Source organism: Streptosporangium subroseum, assembly GCF_900188345.1.
Classification (GTDB): Bacteria; Actinomycetota; Actinomycetes; order Streptosporangiales; family Streptosporangiaceae; genus Streptosporangium; species Streptosporangium subroseum.
The window spans coordinates 15,261-31,743 of sequence record NZ_FZOD01000037.1; the positions used below are offsets into that span (position 1 = coordinate 15,261).

Annotated in this window: 16 protein-coding genes; all 16 read right to left on the bottom strand. The window is 69.3% G+C overall.

All coding sequences use genetic code 11. The features are described 5' to 3' along the window. Entirely contained in the window at nt 1–249 is a 249-nt protein-coding gene (locus CHC08_RS29705) for a hypothetical protein (RefSeq protein WP_089210681.1), read from the bottom strand. A gap of 134 nt (nt 250–383) precedes the next feature. Then, entirely contained in the window at nt 384–2,909 is a 2,526-nt protein-coding gene (gene pheT, locus CHC08_RS29710) for a phenylalanine--tRNA ligase subunit beta (protein WP_089210682.1), read from the bottom strand. Beyond that, on the bottom strand, nt 2,909–3,958 hold the full coding sequence (gene pheS, locus CHC08_RS29715; protein ID WP_089210741.1) for a phenylalanine--tRNA ligase subunit alpha: 1,050 nt from the start codon (nt 3,956–3,958) through the stop codon (nt 2,909–2,911). Before pheS ends, pheT begins: the two co-directional genes overlap by 1 nt. Nucleotides 3,959–4,078: 120 nt before the next feature. Then, a complete protein-coding gene (locus tag CHC08_RS29720) occupies nt 4,079–5,161 on the bottom strand; it encodes a sensor histidine kinase (RefSeq protein WP_089210683.1) in 1,083 nt (360 codons plus the stop codon). A gap of 77 nt (nt 5,162–5,238) precedes the next feature. Continuing rightward, a complete protein-coding gene (locus CHC08_RS29725) occupies nt 5,239–6,054 on the bottom strand; it encodes a TrmH family RNA methyltransferase (RefSeq protein ID WP_089210684.1) in 816 nt (271 codons plus the stop codon). 71 nt (nt 6,055–6,125) lie between these two features. Continuing rightward, on the bottom strand, nt 6,126–6,509 hold the full coding sequence (gene rplT / locus CHC08_RS29730) for a 50S ribosomal protein L20 (protein WP_089210685.1): 384 nt from the start codon (nt 6,507–6,509) through the stop codon (nt 6,126–6,128). A gap of 25 nt (nt 6,510–6,534) precedes the next feature. Then, nucleotides 6,535–6,729 (bottom strand): 50S ribosomal protein L35, encoded by a 195-nt coding sequence (rpmI, locus tag CHC08_RS29735; RefSeq protein WP_089210686.1) that lies wholly within the window; start codon nt 6,727–6,729, stop codon nt 6,535–6,537. A 130-nt stretch (nt 6,730–6,859) separates the two neighbouring features. Beyond that, entirely contained in the window at nt 6,860–7,651 is a 792-nt protein-coding gene (gene infC / locus CHC08_RS29740) for a translation initiation factor IF-3 (protein WP_239514252.1), read from the bottom strand. 300 nt (nt 7,652–7,951) lie between these two features. Continuing rightward, the gene (locus CHC08_RS29745; RefSeq protein ID WP_089210688.1) at nt 7,952–8,776 is read right to left on the bottom strand and encodes a shikimate dehydrogenase; all 825 of its coding nucleotides are present in this window, start codon (nt 8,774–8,776) and stop codon (nt 7,952–7,954) included. Beyond that, on the bottom strand, nt 8,773–9,798 hold the full coding sequence (gene mltG, locus CHC08_RS29750) for an endolytic transglycosylase MltG (RefSeq protein ID WP_245878640.1): 1,026 nt from the start codon (nt 9,796–9,798) through the stop codon (nt 8,773–8,775). Before mltG ends, CHC08_RS29745 begins: the two co-directional genes overlap by 4 nt. A gap of 655 nt (nt 9,799–10,453) precedes the next feature. Continuing rightward, nucleotides 10,454–10,957, bottom strand: coding sequence for a Holliday junction resolvase RuvX (gene ruvX, locus CHC08_RS29755; RefSeq protein ID WP_089210742.1), 504 nt, complete (start codon nt 10,955–10,957; stop codon nt 10,454–10,456). 53 nt (nt 10,958–11,010) lie between these two features. Next, on the bottom strand, nt 11,011–13,683 hold the full coding sequence (alaS, locus tag CHC08_RS29760; RefSeq protein ID WP_089210690.1) for an alanine--tRNA ligase: 2,673 nt from the start codon (nt 13,681–13,683) through the stop codon (nt 11,011–11,013). Between the two features lies 1 nt (nt 13,684). Further along, nucleotides 13,685–13,939 carry a hypothetical protein gene (locus CHC08_RS29765; protein ID WP_089210691.1) on the bottom strand — a complete coding sequence of 85 codons (255 nt, stop codon included), beginning with the start codon at nt 13,937–13,939 and terminating at the stop codon, nt 13,685–13,687. Next, on the bottom strand, nt 13,936–14,328 hold the full coding sequence (locus tag CHC08_RS29770) for a DUF948 domain-containing protein (RefSeq protein WP_089210692.1): 393 nt from the start codon (nt 14,326–14,328) through the stop codon (nt 13,936–13,938). The genes CHC08_RS29765 and CHC08_RS29770 overlap by 4 nt, the downstream gene beginning before the upstream one ends. A gap of 205 nt (nt 14,329–14,533) precedes the next feature. Further along, complete coding sequence (locus CHC08_RS29775) at nt 14,534–15,844, bottom strand: replication-associated recombination protein A (RefSeq protein ID WP_089210693.1); 1,311 nt, start codon at nt 15,842–15,844, stop codon at nt 14,534–14,536. A 29-nt stretch (nt 15,845–15,873) separates the two neighbouring features. Continuing rightward, nucleotides 15,874–16,338, bottom strand: a complete 465-nt coding sequence (locus CHC08_RS29780) for a DUF2231 domain-containing protein (protein ID WP_089210694.1) — start codon at nt 16,336–16,338, stop codon at nt 15,874–15,876. Nucleotides 16,339–16,483 lie beyond the last annotated feature (145 nt).

The window sequence follows — 16,483 nt, forward strand, 5'->3', positions numbered from 1 at the left end:
TCACTCCGTCTCGCGCCAGCCGTCGTGCTCCTCGGCCAGCGCGTCCAAGCGGGCCAGGCCCTCCGGCCCGATGGCGCCGGCGGGGTCCTCGACCACGACGAGCCACTGGGCGTCCTCGGCGTCGTCCTCGCCCGCGAGCGTCTCCCTGATCACCGTGGGAGGGTCGATCTCCGTGAAGAACTCCTCGCCCACGGTCTCCGCGACCGTCTCGGCGTCGTCACGATCGGCGAACACCAGCAGATGCCTCATCGTCCCCTCCCGGGATGAAGTCTCCGGCCGAAGCCGAGATCGCTCACCGGCCACGTGGCGTCCGGTGAGCGGCTCTCCGTTTGAGCAGGAGGGCCCCCGGCGGCCGTGCCGCCGGGGGCCCTCTCACATGTGGGTCAGACGCCGCGGAGCTGGGCTCCGGTACGCTCGCCCGCCAGGGCCACGGCCGCGTCACGGGCCGCGGTGGTCTCCTCGACGGTGAGCGTACGGTCGGAGGCCCGGAACCTCAGGGAGTAGGCGAGGGACTTCTTGCCCTCTCCGGCCTGGGCGCCGGTGTAGACGTCGAACAGGCGGATGGACTCCAGGAGCTCGCCCGCCCCCTCACGCAGTGCCGCCTCCACCGGGGCCACCGGGGTGTCCGCGTCGACGATGAGCGCGACGTCCTGGCTCGCGACCGGGTAGGCGGAGATCACGGGTGCCTGCGCCGAGCTGACCGGCAGCGACTCCAGCCTGGTCAGTTCCAGCTCCATCGCGCAGGTGCGCGGGGGCAGGCCGTACGCCTCGATGACGCGCGGGTGCAGCTCGCCGGCGTGGCCGATGAGCGTGTCTCCGGCGTACAGGGCGGCGCAGCGGCCCGGGTGCCAGGGCTCGTGCCGGTCGGCGCGGACGTCGAGGGTGACCCCGGCCTCGCGGGCGATCGTACGAGCCGCCTCGACGGCGTCCGCCCAGTCGGCGGCGCGGCCCCTGCCCCACCAGCCCGACGGGTCGAACTCCCCGGCCAGCACGACCCCGACCCGCAGGGGCTGAGCGGGCAGCGCGGCCTCGATAGAGGCGAGCTCCCGCTCGTCCGGCCTGTGTGCGACACCGAGCACCGGGGCCACCGCGGGGGCGTCCTTCGACGGGCGGTAGACCAGGCCCATCTCGAACAGCGCCACGTCGCCCCAGCCCCGGCCCACGTTGCGGACCAGTGTCTTGAGCAGGCCCGGCAGCAGGGTGGTCCGCATCAGCGGCTCGTCCTCGCTGAGCGGGTTGGCCAGCCGTACGGCCAGGCGGCGCGCGTCGTCGGCGGGCAGCTGCAGGTTGTCGAAGTCACGCTCCCCGTTGAACGGGTAGGCGAGGGTCTCGACGTAGCCGGAGGCGGCCAGCGCCCGGCCGACCCGGCGGCGCAGCCGCTGAGCCTCGCTGAGACCGGTGCCCGCCGGGGCGGTCGGCAGGATCGAGGGCAGGTTCTCGTAGCCTTCGAGCCGGATGACCTCCTCGGCGAGGTCGTTCGGGTCGGTCAGGTCGGGCCGCCACGAGGGCGGGGTGACCTTCAGCATGTCCTCGCCGGTGACCGCGAGCTTCGCGGCGATCTCGCCGGGGTCGGCCGGGCTCTCGGCCACGCCGCTCTCGACCGTGCAGCCGACCTGCTCCAGGCGGCGGATCACCGTCTCGCGATCATAGGTGGTCCCGGCGACCTTCCCGGGATGACCGCTCGGGATGAGGATGTGGACCGGCCGGACCGGGGCCGCGGCGTGGGTCACGCCCGGCTGGATCGTGCCGCCGCCGAGCTCGGCCAGGAGCAGGGCCGCACGCCAGGAGGCCTGCAGCGGGAGCTCCCGGTCCACGCCCCGCTCGAAGCGCTTGGACGCCTCGCTGACCAGGTTGTGGCGGCGGGACATGCGGGCGGTGCCGCTGGGCGAGAAGTGCGCGGCCTCGATCACGATGTCGGTGGAGTCATCGGAGATCTCGGTGTGCAGACCTCCCATGGTCCCGGCCATCGAGATCGCACCCGACTGATCGGTGATCAGGATGTCTTCCGGGTTGAGCGTGCGCACGACGTGGTCGAGCGTCTCCAGCGTCTCGCCGGGCTCGGCCCTGCGCACGACGATCTCGCCGGTCAGCTTCGTGGCGTCGAAGGCGTGCAGGGGCTGGCCGAGCTCCAGCATGACGTAGTTGGTGACGTCCACGGCCAGCGAGACCGGGCGCATGCCGGCGCGGGAGAGCCGTGCCCGCATCCACGGCGGGCTCTCGGCCGAGGGGTCGAACCCCCGGATCTCGCGCAGCACGAAGCGATCGCACGCCGACGGATCGGCGATCGAGGCCGGGTAGGACGGACCGGACTCGGCGGGCGGCGAGACGTCGGCCGGGTCGAGGAACGCCGAGTCGAAGGCGGTGGCGGCCTCGCGGGCCACGCCCCGGATGGAGAGCGCGTAGCCGATGTCCGGGGTGATCTCCAGCTCGATCACGTCGTCGCGCAGGTCGAGCAACTCGACCACGTCGACGCCGATCGGGGTGCCCTTGGGCAGCACGAGGATGCCGGGCGAGGAGTCGGCCATGCCGAGCTCCGCCTCCGAGCAGATCATGCCGTCGGACAGGCGTCCGTAGGTCTTGCGCGAGGCGATCTCGAACCCACCGGGCAGTACGGCGCCGGGCAACGCGACCGGGACGCGGTCTCCGACCTCGAAGTTGGTCGCGCCGCAGACGATCTCACGCGGCGTGGCCTCCCCCACCTCGACCTGGCAGTGGCGAATCGGCTTCTTGAAGCCCTCCAGCAGCTCGATCGCGAGCACCTCGCCGACGACCACGTTCTTGATGTCGTGGCCGTAGGAGGTGACGCCCTCCAGCTTGAGTCCGGCGGCGGTGAGCTTCTCGGCGACCTCGTGAGCGGTGACCGCGGGGAGATCGACGTACTCCCGCAGCCATGAAAGCGGGACCTTCATCAGACCTCCATTCCGAAGGGAAGCGTGAAACGAACGTCTCCCTCGACCATGTCGCGCATGTCCTCGGCATTGTGGCGGAACATCAGGGTGCGCTCGACGCCCATGCCGAAGGCGAAGCCGCTGTAGCGGCCGGGGTCGACACCGCAGGCGATGAGCACCCGCGGGTTGACCATGCCGCAGCCGCCCCACTCGATCCAGCCCTCCGACTTGCAGGTGCGGCAGGGCGGGTTGCCGGGAATCGCGGAGTCACCGCGGCAGACGAAGCACTTCAGGTCCATCTCGGCCGAGGGCTCGGTGAACGGGAAGTAGTTCGGCCGGAACCGGGTGGTGATGCCCTCGCCGAACATGACCTCGGCGAAGCGGTCCAGGGTGCCCTTGAGGTGGGCCATGGTCAGGCCCTCGTCGATCGCCAGCCCCTCGATCTGGTGGAAGACCGGGGTGTGGGTTGCGTCGAGCTCGTCGGTGCGGAACACCTTGCCCGGGGCGATCACGTAGATCGGGGGCTTGCGGCTGAGCAGCGTCCGGATCTGCACCGGGGAGGTCTGGGTCCGCAGCACCTTGCCCGAGTCGACGGACTCCACGAAGAAGGTGTCGTGCTCGGAACGCGCCGGATGGTCGGGGGAGATGTTCAGGGCGTCGAAGTTGAACCACTCCCCTTCCAGCTCGGGCCCCTCGGCCACCCCGTAGCCCATCGCGACGAACACGTCGGCGATGCGCTCCTGCAGCGTGGTCAGCGGGTGCCGGGCGCCGTGCGGGGCCCGGCCGGAGGGCAGCGTGACGTCGACGGTCTCCTCGACGAGGACCCGCTCGTCGCGCTCGGCCTCCAGCTCGGCCTGGCGCACGGCGAGGCCTTCGGCGATGGCCTTGCGGGCACCGCCGATGCGCTTGCCCGCCTCGGCGCGGGCCGCCGGGGGCAACACACCGATCTCACGGTTGGCCAGGGCGATCGGCGAGCGATCACCGACGTGCGTGAGCCGTACCTGCTTGAGTTCGTCGAGGTCGCGCGCCGCCTTGATGGCGTCGAGCGCGTCGGCCTGCATGCGCGCCATCTCATCGGCGTGCAGCGGGGTCACCTCAACGGGGTCGTAGTTAGACAAGAGAGAGCTCCGAATCCAGGGCTTGAGCGGCCATGAGTCTAGTCGGGAAAGCCCACCGGCCAAGAATCCGCGTCAGGCGAAGTCAGGGGTGCCGGTGGGCACCATAAATCGAAACTCGGCCCCGCCCTCGGGCCCCCGCTGCACGGAGATGGTGCCGCCGTGGGCCTCGATCAGGCCTTTGACGATGAACAGGCCGAGACCGGTACCGCCGCGGCGGCGGGCGTTGCCCCGCCAGAACTGCTGGAACACGCGCGTGACCAGCTCGGGCGGGATGCCCTCTCCCTGGTCGCGGACGGACACGGTCACTCCCCATTCGTTCGGCTCAACACTTATTGTCACCGTACCGCGCCCGTGACGCACCGCGTTTTCCATCAGGTTGGCCAGCACCTGATCGATCTTGTCCTGGTCGAGCCAGGTCTCCGGAAGCTCGCCGCCCATCTCCAGCCGGAAACGGTCATCCGGCTCCCCCGCAGCCACCCGGCCCGCGATGATCTTACGGATCCTGGCGGGGATGTCGACCACCTGGCGGTGGATCTCCAACCGCCCGGACTCGATCCGGGACACGTCGAGCAGCTCGGTGATCAGCCGGGTCACTCGGTCGGCGTCGGCGTTGACCGTCTCCAGCATGACCAGTTTCTGGTCATCGGTGAAGCGGGTCCACTTGGCCAGGAGGGTCGCGGTGAACCCCTTGACGCTGGTCAGCGGGGATCGGAGCTCATGGGCGACGGTGGAGACCAGGTCGGCGCGGCTGCGCTCCAGGCGGGCGCGGGCACCGGCGTCACGCAGCGTGATCACCACCCGGACGATCTCCCCACCCCGCTCGGGGGTGCGCACCAGACGCGCGGCCACGAGCATCTCCTGGCCGCCGGGGGTGCGCAGCGAAAGCTCCGGCTGGCGGGTGCGGGTGGGCAGCCCACCATAGGTGTCGAGCCACTTCCACCAGTCGCGCCCGTCGCGGTCGCGGAAGGAGAACACATCCCGCAGATGCCGGCCGACGGCCTGATCGTGGGTGACGCCCGTGAGACGGGCCGCGGCGCGGTTGACGGTCAGCACATGGCCGTCCCTGTCGGTCACGACGAGCCCGTCAGGAAGATCGTTTACGTCGATCACAGACGCGGTGTCAGCGCTCCGCTCGTCGATGTGTTCGCCGTGCACGACCCCGCCTCCTCGACGCTACAGGGCCGACAATAGCGGGTTTCCCACGTTGTACGGCAGCCCCGGAGCGCGGGGCCTCACCCAGCACCGGGACCGGTGCGCTGGGATCGGGCAGATGCGTACAGACATACCGCGGCGGCGGTCGCGAGGTTCAGGCTCTCGGCCCGGCCGTAGATGGGCACCTGCACCACCTCGTCGGCCAGCCGCAGGATTTCCTCCGGAAGTCCCCATGCCTCGTTGCCGAAGATCCACGCGGTCGGACCGGACAGATCCACGTCGTCCAGGGTCTGCTTGCCCGCGCCGTCGGCGGCGAGCACCCGCAGCCCGGTGTCCTTCAGCTTCCGTACGGCCTCCGCCACCGGGACCCCCGTGGTGACCGGGAGATGGAACAGGCTGCCGGCGCTGGCCCGTACGCATTTGCCGTTGTAGGGGTCCACCGAGGCGTCGGTGAAGACCACCGCGTCGGCGCCCGCCGCGTCGGCCGTGCGCAGCACGGTGCCCGCGTTGCCGGGGTCGCGGACGTGGGCGAGCACGGCCACCAGCCTGGCCTCGGCGGTCACGGCGCGTTCCAGGGGCACGTGCACGAAACGGCACACGGCCAGCAGCCCCTGCGGGGTGACGGTCTGGGCGAGTTCGGTCATGACCTCGCCGCTGGCCCGGAAGAGGGGCACCCCGGCGAGGGTGGCGGCGGTGATGATCTCGGCGTGCCGCAGCTCGGCGTCGGCGGTGGCGAACAGCTCCATGACGACGCCGTCCAGCGCGAGCGCCTCACGAACCGCCTGCGGCCCCTCGGCCAAAAAGGAACGGTCACGGTCCCTGAAGGCCCGTTTGGTCAGCCGCCGCACGGCCTTGACCCGCGGCGACTTGATGTTGGTCAGCTCAGATCCGGCCATGCCCGTCCCCCAAGAATGCGAATGCGGCCCACAGCGTGATCGCTGCGGGCCGCATATTCGTCAGTGCCGGCTCAGCCGGCGACCGGCGCGTTCACGTCGGACGGGAGCGCCTTCTTGGCGGCCTCGACCAGAGTCGCGAACGTGGCGGTGTCGTTGACCGCGAGGTCAGCGAGGATCTTGCGGTCGACCTCGATGGAGGCGAGGCGCAGACCCTGGATGAGCCGGTTGTACGTGATGCCGTTCTGGCGGGCAGCGGCGTTGATGCGCTGGATCCAGAGACGGCGGAAGGTGCCCTTGCGATCCTTGCGGTCGCGGTAGGCGTAGGTCATCGAGTGGAGCATCTGCTCCTTGGCCTTGCGGTACAGCCTGGATCGCTGACCCCGGTAGCCCTTCGCCCGCTCGAGAACGACCTTGCGCTTCTTCTTGGCGTTGATCGCCCGCTTGACGCGTGCCATGTGAATCTATCTCCCCGGGGGCCGGTTACTTAGCGAGCAGCTTCTTGATCTTCTTGGAGTCGGCATCGGAGAGCACGACATCAGACTTGAGACGGCGCATGAACTTCGACGACTTGTGCTCGGCGTAGTGCGCACGGTTGGCACGACGGCGAACGAGCTTGCCGGAGCCGGTGACCCGGAACCGCTTCTTCGCACCGCTGTGCGTCTTCATCTTCGGCATCTCAGCCGTCTCTCCCTCTATCGTGCCTATGTCCCGGGCCGGTGACCCAAGTCAAGGGCATGCCTGACTGCGAGACCGGACCCGGTCTCGGCTTGATCTCGTCACTACCTGATGGTTCAGGCTATGCGAGTCACTCCTGCGGAGCGGCTACCGCGTCACTGACCGACGCCTCATCCTCGACGAGCGTCTCGTCGGCGGCTGATGCCTGGTCCTCAGAAGGGTCCTCGTCATGCCGTGCCTTGGCCGCCGCCTTCTCGGCCTTGGCCTCGGCCTTCTTCTTGTGCGGGCCGATCACCATGATCATGTTTCGGCCGTCCTGCTTGGGCTGGGACTCGACGAAGCCAAGCTCCGTGACATCCTCCGCCAGACGCTGCAGGAGCCGGAAACCCAGCTCGGGCCGGGACTGCTCCCGTCCGCGGAACATGATCGTAACCTTGACCTTGTCGCCGGCCTTGAGGAACCGCACCACGTGACCCTTCTTGGTCTCGTAGTCGTGCGGGTCGATCTTCGGCCGGAGCTTGATCTCCTTGATGATCGTGTACGCCTGGTTACGGCGCGCCTCGCGTGCCTTCATCGCGGACTCGTACTTGAACTTGCCGTAGTCCATGAGCTTGCACACTGGCGGGCGAGCCGTGGCTGCGACCTCAACGAGGTCGAGGTCTGATTCCTGAGCCAGCTTCAAAGCATCGCCGATGGAGACGATGCCCACCTGTTCGCCGTTCGGGCCGACGAGGCGGACCTCGGGCACGCGAATACGGTCATTGATGCGGGGCTCGGCGCTGATGGGGCCTCCTAGGTTTGCGATCCGCGGCCGCCCTTCGGACGGCTGCCACATGCTCGATCGTGCCGGGAGGTCGCAGAACGCACGCCGTTTCAGGTCGTAGAACGCGAAATGCCCCGCACGTCGCGCATGCGGGGCCACACGAACTCACAAGCATCTGACGCCGTAAGCTCTCCGGAATTACCCGGTGTGATCCTTGACCCGTCGACCTCGCGGTCAATCAGGTGGGAGATGAACCTCCGCTTGCGCGTCCGGCAGGCATGCCGGACCGATCGAGTAGTTACATTACCACAACCACGGACGTCGTCCGAATCATCCCGGCGCGTAATCGCCGAGTCGGCGTCCGGTGATTCCGTTGTGCGACGCCAAGACCATTGACATGCAAAAACCATGCGAAAAGCCGGTCAACACGAGGCTCCCGCTCCCCTGGCTCCACGCCGGTCAGCTCGCAGGAGCGGCTCGCCTAACGATCTCGGCCCTGGCCGCCGCGCGCATCGCCTCGACGGGCACGCCCGTCCGGCCGGTCATCAGCTCGACCTGCCGGACCGCCTGGTGCAGGAGCATCGGGAAGCCCCCGACGACGATGCCGCCGCCCTCTGCCACGGCCGCCGCCAGGCGGGTGGGCCAGGGCGCGTAGACCACGTCGAAGAGGGCGGGCACGCCCGACAGCAGATCGGCGAAGCCGTCGGCGGCCCCGGAGGGCAGGGTCGAGATGATCAGGTCCACCTCGAGCACGGTGTCGATCTTGTCGAAGGTCTGCACCGTCAGGGTCACGCCCAGCCGCTCGGCCACCTCGGCGGTCTCCCCGGCTCTGGCCGGGTCGCGGACCACCAGGGTGGCCTCACCCAGGCCCAGCTCGCGCAGGGCGGCCAGCGCGGAGGCTGAGGTGGCCCCTCCGCCGAGGATCGTCGCCGCCCTGGGCGGGGCCACGCCCGCCTCGGCGAGCGCCTGGACGATGCCGTGGACGTCGGTGTTGTCACCGTGCAGGCCGCCGCCCGAGAAGATCACGGTGTTGGCCCCGCCGACCTCGACCGCGAGCTCGGAGACCGTGTCGAGCAGCGGCAGAACGGCCCGCTTGAGCGGCATCGTCAGCGACAGGCCCGCCCACTCGTGCCCGAGCCCGGCGATCAGGCCGCCCAGCCCCGCCTCGTCGCACTCGATCGCCTCGTAGCGCCAGTCGTGCAGGCCGAGGCCCTCGTAGGCGGCGCGGTGCAGGGAGGGCGACAGCGAGTGGGCGATCGGCGAGCCCAGGACCGCCGCTCTCATCCGCCGGCCGCCTTGTTCCGCTCGTACTCCGCCTTGAGCTGGAGGAACTCGGACTCCGTCGTGGCGAACTTGGTGATGCCCCGCTTGGTGTCGGTGGTCACGAACCAGACCCAGTCGCCCTTGGCCGGGTTGAGCGCCGCCTGGATCGCGTCGTCGCCCGGATTGGTGATCGGCCCCGGAGGCAGGCCCGGGTGCATGTAGGTGTTGTAGGGCGAGGTGCTCTTCAGATCCGCGTTGGAGGCCTCGACGCCGTACTTGTTCAGCGCGTACATGAGCGTGCTGTCCATCTCGAGCTTGCGCACGGGATTGCCGTCGAGCCGGTTGTAGATGACCCGCGCCACCTTGCCCATGTCCTGCTTGCTGCCGGACTCGGCCTGGACGATGCTGGCGATCGTCATGATCTCGTGCGAAGTGTGACCGAGCGCCTTGGCCTTCCCCTGGAGGTCGTCCTTGTCCGCGGTCTGGTTGAAGCGGTCGACCATCGCGGTCAGGATGTCGGCGGGCCCCATCTTGGGTGTGACCTCGTAGGTGGCCGGGAAGGCATACCCCTCCAGCTTGCCCTTGGCATAGCTCGGCAGGCCCAGCCCCTTGCCGCTCCTGGCGATCTGCTGGAACTCCCTGAGCGGCTTGCCGGTCTTCTTGGAGAGCTGCACCAGGGTGTCGGACAGGCGCAGTCCCTCATTGATGGTGACCTTCTCCCGCAGCCGTTTGCCCGGGTCGAGCAGCTTGACCGCCTCGGCGGCGGACATCTGCTTGCGCATGCTGTATTCGCCCGGCTGCAGGGAGGAGCTCTGGCCCGCGCTCGCGACGGCGTTGGCGAACGCCTTGGCGCTCTTCACCACGCCCTGGTCCTGCAGGGTCTGGGCGACGTCGGTGGCGCTCTGGCCGTCCTTGATCTCCACCCGCACCTCACCGGTGCCCGGTCCGACGTAGTCGTCGGGGGTGACCGCGTCTCGGAGCCACATGTAGCCGAAGAAGCCACCGGCGCCGAGACCGCCCACAAGGACGATGATCGCCAGCATCGGCGCCAGGAAGCCACCCCGGTTACGGCGCCGGCGCCTGCGGCGACCTCGCCGTCCGCCGGAGTCACGCCCTGGGGATGTGCGAGATCCGCGCCGCGACCGACCATCGTCGTCGTCGGCGACCAGGAAGTCCATATCGAGATCGTTCATAGATGCGCTGGCCAATCTCCCGGTTGGGACGGCCTGGCGTCAAGCGGGTGTGCCAGACCGAAGGGGGACACCGGGCTGAAAGTCCCGGTCCGCCGGGCACCTTCCCTTAGCTTGTCGGTGCAGGTCGCCGCGTGCAGCAGAACGGGGGATGTCCCGCCGGGCATCAACGTCTCCCGAGGTATATGTCCAGCTCTTCCCGGTATCTCACAAACTCACTCTCTGTGTCAGTGAATTTCGTGATTCTATGCTCCAGATCGGTTGTAACACACCAAAACCAATCACCTCGGTCTGGTTGGAGGAACACGGCCGATGTCCTCTTCCCGGGATTCGCGACGAGACCGGGCGGCGGCCCGGGCCTGAAGTAGGTATTGCACGGTGACCTCATGGTGATGTCCTTATCCGACATCTTGAGCGTCCTGCGCCCGTGCGCGCAACCGCGGTGGTGCCGGATCGGAGCGACGTCCGGGCCCCGATCCGGTTGTAGATCATTCTAGCGATCTTCGGCTCACCGGACGGCCCCGCCGCCCGGCTCCCCTCCGGACCGCTCGCCCTCCGTGGGTGGGTCGACGGGCCTCCCCGGCGGCCTGCCGGTGGCACGCTCGGCGTCCAGCGCCGCCTGGAGCAGCACGATGGCCGCCGCCTGGTCCACGACGCCCCGCTGGTTCTTGGCCTTGACCCCACTGGCCCGCAGGCCGTGCTGGGCGCTGACCGTGGTCAGCCGCTCGTCGAACAGCCGCACCGGAAGGGGCGCCAGCCGTAGCGAGATCCGGGTGGCGAAGTCGCGGGCGGCCTCGGCCGCCCGTCCCTCACGGCCGGAGAGCGAGGTCGGCAGGCCGACCACGATCTCGACGACCTCGTGCTCGGCCGCGATCTCCGCGAGCCGATCCAGGTCGCCCTTGCCGCGCCGGACGGTCTCCACCGGCGTGGCGAGCACTCCCGAGGGATCGCTACGAGCCACGCCGATGCGGACCGAACCGACATCGACACCCAACCGAACGCCGTCTCTCATCATCCCTGTCCTCACCCTCCTGGCCGAATACGGCTCGAGGGTGTCATCTCCTGTCAGGCGAGCGTCTGGATGATCGCCTGCTCGACCGCGCCGAGCGCGTCGCCGATCGCCTCGGCACGCACTCCGCCGCCCTGCGCGACGTCGTCCTTGCCGCCACCGCCACCGCCGAGTGCCTTGGCGGCGACACCGACGAGGCGGCCCGCCTTCAGGCCCCGCAGGCGCCCCGCCTCGTTGACCGCGGCGACGACGACCGGCCGGTCGCCGGGAACACCGGCGACCACGACGACCGCGGCACGGTCGCCCGGGAACCGGCCGCGCACATCAAGGGCAAGCTTACGCAGATCATCAGGAGAGGTTCCATCAGGCGCGCGGTGCGTCACAACGGAGACTCCCTGCAGATCACGGGCACTTTCCGCCATTTCACCCGCGCCCTCGAGCACCTGGGCGGAGCGCAGCGTGGCCAGCTCCTTCTCCGCGGTGCGGAGCCGGGTGACGATGCCCTCGATCCGCTCGGGCAGCTCCTCCCGCCGGGCCTTGAGCTGCTCGGAGAGCTGGGAGACGAGCACGCTCTCCCTGGCGAGGAAGCGGAAGGCGTCCAGGCCGACCAGGGCCTCCACCCGGCGCACCCCGGCGCCGATCGAGGCCTCTCCCAGCACCTTGACCAGGCCGAGCTGGCCGGAACTGGCGACGTGGGTGCCGCCGCACAGCTCGCGGGAGTATTCGCCGACCTCGACGATGCGGACCGTCTCGCCGTACTTCTCACCGAACAGGGCCAGCGCGCCCATCGCCCGGGCCTCGGCCTGGGAGGTGTGGAAGGCGTTGACCTTGAGGTCGTTGATCAGAACGGCGTTGACCTCGTCCTCGACCTCGCGCAACAGGCTGGGCGCCACGGCGCCCGAGGCGGTGAAGTCGAAGCGGAAGCGGCCCGGTGAGTTCTCGGAACCGGCCTGCGCCGCCGTCTCGCCCAGCGCGTTGCGGAATCCGCGATGCACCAGGTGCGTGGCGGTGTGGCTGCGGGAGATGGCCCGGCGCCGTTCGACGTCGATCTCGGCCTGGGCCTGGTCGCCCACCAGGATCTCGCCGGTGCGGACCTTGCCCCGGTGCACGACGACTCCGGCGACCGGGGACTGCACGTCCACGATCTCCACCTCGGCCCCGTCGGTGCGGATGACGCCCTGGTCGGCGAGCTGCCCGCCGCCCTCGGCGTAGAACGGGGTGCGGGCGAGCACGACCTCGACCGACGTGCCGGCGCCGGCCGCGGGGACCGAGACGCCGTCGACGAGGAGGCCGACGACCTCGGACTCGGCGCTCACCTGGTCGTAGCCCAGGAACTCGACCTTGCCGGTCTTCTCCAGGAGCCGGCCGAACACCGAGATGTCGGCGTTGCCGGTCTTCTTGGAGGCGGCGTCGGCCTTGGCCCGGTCGCGCTGCTCCTTCATCAACCGGCGGAAGCCCTCTTCGTCGACCTGAAGGCCCTGCTCGGAGGCCATCTCCAGGGTCAGGTCGATCGGGAAGCCGTAGGTGTCGTGGAGCTGGAAGGCCTGGTCCGCGACGAGCGTGCCCTGCCCCTTGCGCTTGGTCTCCTCCGCCGCCACGTCGAAGATCGCGGTGCCGGTGCGGAGGGTGCCCAGGAAGGAGGCCTCCTCGGCGTCGATGACACCGTGGATCTGCGGGGCGTCGGCCTTGAGCTCGGCGTACTGCTCGCCCATCACCTCGATGGTCACCGCCGTGAGCTCGTGCATGTAGCGCTCCTCGCCCGCGCCGAGCAGGCGCAGGTTGCGGATGGCGCGGCGCAGGATCCGGCGGAGCACGTAGCCGCGGCCCTCGTTGGAGGGCAGCACGCCGTCGGCGACGAGCATCACGCCGGTCCTGACGTGGTCGGCGATGATCCGCAGGGAGACGTCGGCGCGCTCGTCACGGCCGTAGCGCGTCTTGGTGAGCTCGGCGGCCCGGTCGAGGATCTTGTAGGTGGTGTCGATCTCGTAGATGTTGTCGACGCCCTGCAAGATCGCCGCCATGCGCTCCAGGCCCATGCCGGTGTCGACGCTCTTGGCGGGCAGCTCACCCGAGATGTCGAAGTCCACCTTGGTGCGGACCTCGCTGAGCTGGAACTGCATGAAGACGTTGTTCCACACCTCGAGATAGCGGTTCTCGTCGGCGATGGGACCGCCGTCGCGCCCGTACTCGGGGCCGCGGTCGTAGTAGATCTCGCTGCACGGCCCGCCGGGACCCGGCACGCCCATGTGCCAGTAGTTGTCCTCGAGGTCGCGGCGCTGAATGCGCTCGGCCGGGATGCCGACCTTGTCGTGCCAGATGTCGAAGGCCTCGTCGTCGTCGAGGTAGACGGTGACCCAGAGTTTGTCCCCGGGGAAGCCGAAGCCGCCCTCGGACTCGGGCTTGGTCAGCAACTCCCAGGCGAGCGGGATCGCGTCTTCCTTGAAGTAGTCCCCGAAGGAGAAGTTGCCGAGCATCTGGAAGAAGCTGGCGTGCCTGGTCGTCTTGCCAACCTCGTCGATGTCGAGGGTGCGGACGACCTTCTGCGCGCTCGTGGCCCGCTTGAAGGGCGGCTTCTGCTGGCCCAGGAAGTAGGGCTTGAAGGGCACCATGCCCGCGTTGACCAGAAGCAGCGTCGGGTCCTCGGCGATGAGGCTGGCCGAGGGCACGACGGTGTGCCCACGCTCCTCAAAGAAGCGCAGGAAGCGGCGGGCGATCTCTGCCGACTCCATGTCAGCGGCCATCCTTTACCTTGTAGTGATAGGTGTTTTCCACAGTGTCGAGCCCGAACCTGGACCGCAACTCGGTTTCTCGCCTGGCCGCGCCCTCCAGGGCGTCTCCGGTGAGATCCCTCACCTGCTCCAGGGCGCCGGTGGCGTTGTGCACGGCGCGACGGGCCAGGTGGTTCGGATGCAGTGCCTGAAGCTTACGCATGACCCACACCGCGCCGAACGCGCCCAGGGCCATGTAGAACAGTCGCCGGATCATCGCCGCCGCCTCTCCAGCTCTCGGGGGCTCGGCTTGGCGCGCCGGTGGGCGGAAAGGGCCTGCCGGATGCCGTGGCCAAGTGCCGCCACCTTGATCAGCGGTCCGGTGACCAGGCTCTGGGTGATGTTACTGACCTTGGCCACGTGCCCGCTCACCTGCTTGACGTCCAGGGCGATGGCCTCGACGGCGACCAGCTGGCGGTTGGTCTGACTGACGGCCACCGCGGCGTCCTCCAGCAGCGGCACCACGCGGTCGCTCAGCTCGGAGACCATCTTGGTGGTCTCGGTGAGCAACCGGGCCAGCTTGACCAGAACCACGGCCATGAAACAGACCAGGATCGCCCAGGCCATGGCGACGATCAGTCCGGCGACCTCTCCTGCGGTAAGCATGCGCCGATCTCCTTAGTTCACCCGGCTGGAATGGGCAAGACCCTATCGCGTCTTGCCTCGCTCCCTCCGGCATGCCGGGTCACGGCGTGCGCACCGTTCGCCGGTCCGCCCCCGGACGCGTCCACGCGGAGCCGCGCGGCTCCGAAGATCGTGAGGGCTCGGTGCACGGCCGGGACGGACCTCGGGGAGGGTCTCCCCCGGGTGGCTACTGGCCGCGCAGGAAGGAGCGGATCTTGGACCAGCGGTCGGCGAAGCCCGCTTCGGCGCCGTGCCGGGTGGGCTGGTAGTAGCGGCGGTCCCTCAGCTCCTCCGGGGCGTAGTCCTGGCGGACCAGCCCGTGCTCGAAGTCGTGGGGGTATTTGTAGCCCTTGCCGTGGCCGAGTGTCTTGGCTCCCCCGTAGTGGGCGTCGCGCAGGTGGTTCGGGACGTGGCCGATGTTGCCCCGCCGTACGTCCTCAGAGGCCGCTCCGATGGCGTTGACCACCGCGTTGGACTTGGGGGCCAGCGCGCAGTGGATGACCGCCTGAGCCAAATTGAGCCGTCCCTCGGGCAGGCCGATGAACTCCACCGCCTGGGCCGCGGCCACCGCGATCTGCAGGCAGGTGGGGTCGGCCATGCCGACGTCCTCGGAGGCGAAGATGACGATCCTGCGGGCGATGAACCGCGGATCCTCCCCCGCCTCGATCATCCGGGCGAGATAGTGCAGCGCGGCGTCGGCGTCGGAGCCGCGCATGCTCTTGATGAAGCCGCTGATCACGTCGTAGTGCTGGTCGCCCTGACGGTCGTATCTGACTGCCGCCCTGTCCACCGCGCGCTCCACCACCTCGACGGTGATCTCGTCGCCGGTGATCAGCGCGGCGGCCTCCAGATAGGTGAGTGACCTGCGGGCGTCTCCCCCGGCCAGGCGCACCAGGTGCTCGGCGGCCTCGGGCGCCAGCCGTACCTTCCCGTCCAGGCCGCGGGGGTCGGCGACGGCGCGCTCCAGCACCACCCGGATGTCGTCCTCGGACAACGACTCCAGGGTCAGCAGCAGCGAGCGCGACAGGAGCGGGGAGATGACGGAGAAGAAGGGGTTCTCGGTGGTCGCGCCGATGAAGGTGACCCAGCGGTTCTCCACCGCCGGCAGCAGCGCGTCCTGCTGGGCCTTGTTGAAGCGGTGCACCTCGTCCACGAACAGCACGGTCTGGCGACCGGACATGCCGAGATCTCGCCGGGCCTGCTCGATGGCGGCGCGGACGTCCTTGACGCCCGCCGACACCGCGGAGACCTCGACGAAGCGACGCTTGGTGACACCCGCGACCACGTAGGCGAGGGTGGTCTTGCCGGTTCCCGGCGGACCCCACAGGAACAACGACATCGGCGCCTCGGCCTCGACCAGCCTGCGAAGCGGCGTGCCGGGGCCCAGCAGGTGCCGCTGGCCGATCACCTCGTCCAGGCCCCGCGGGCGCATTCGCACCGCCAGGGGCTCATGGCCGCGATGGGCCTCCTCCGCCGCCGCATCGAACAGGCTGTCCACGGTCAGACATTACCGTCAGGAGACACGCCTCAGCTCCCCCAGGCCGCGGTGGCCCCGCTGTGCCCGGCGCGCACCACGTAGTAGAGCGCCACGACGGCCAGGACCACGGTCAGGCCCGAGACGGCCAGTCTCACCGGGCGGCCGAACCGATCACCGCGCGAGACGTGGACGAGCCCCAGCGAGGCCAGGCCGAGCGTCACGGTGGCGATCAGCAGGGGGACGGCGAAGCTCTCGTGCTCGGCGATGCGCAGGGCGGCTTCGCCGCCGACGGAGGAGAAGCGGCTGCTCTCCAGGAACGCCTCGCCGCTCAACCTGGCCGCGAAGACCGACACCGGGACCACCGGCGCGAGCCCCACCAGCGCCCAGGTGGTCACGCCGCGCGTGCGCGGTGCCAGGGCGTACACGATGGCGAGCACCGCGAGGAGCGGCGTCAGGATCACGGGGACGTGAATGATCAAGGGGTGGAGGGGCAGGCCAAGGATCTCGTCAAACATATATCTCTCCGATCATCTGCGGATCAGCATTGGTAAGCACGGATCACACCATGAACGGGTTATGGGCAGCGTGAAGCACCACATATACCCCTTCACCCCCACGCGGTAGATTTCGCCACTTACATGCAACACACGCTGAGGCCGG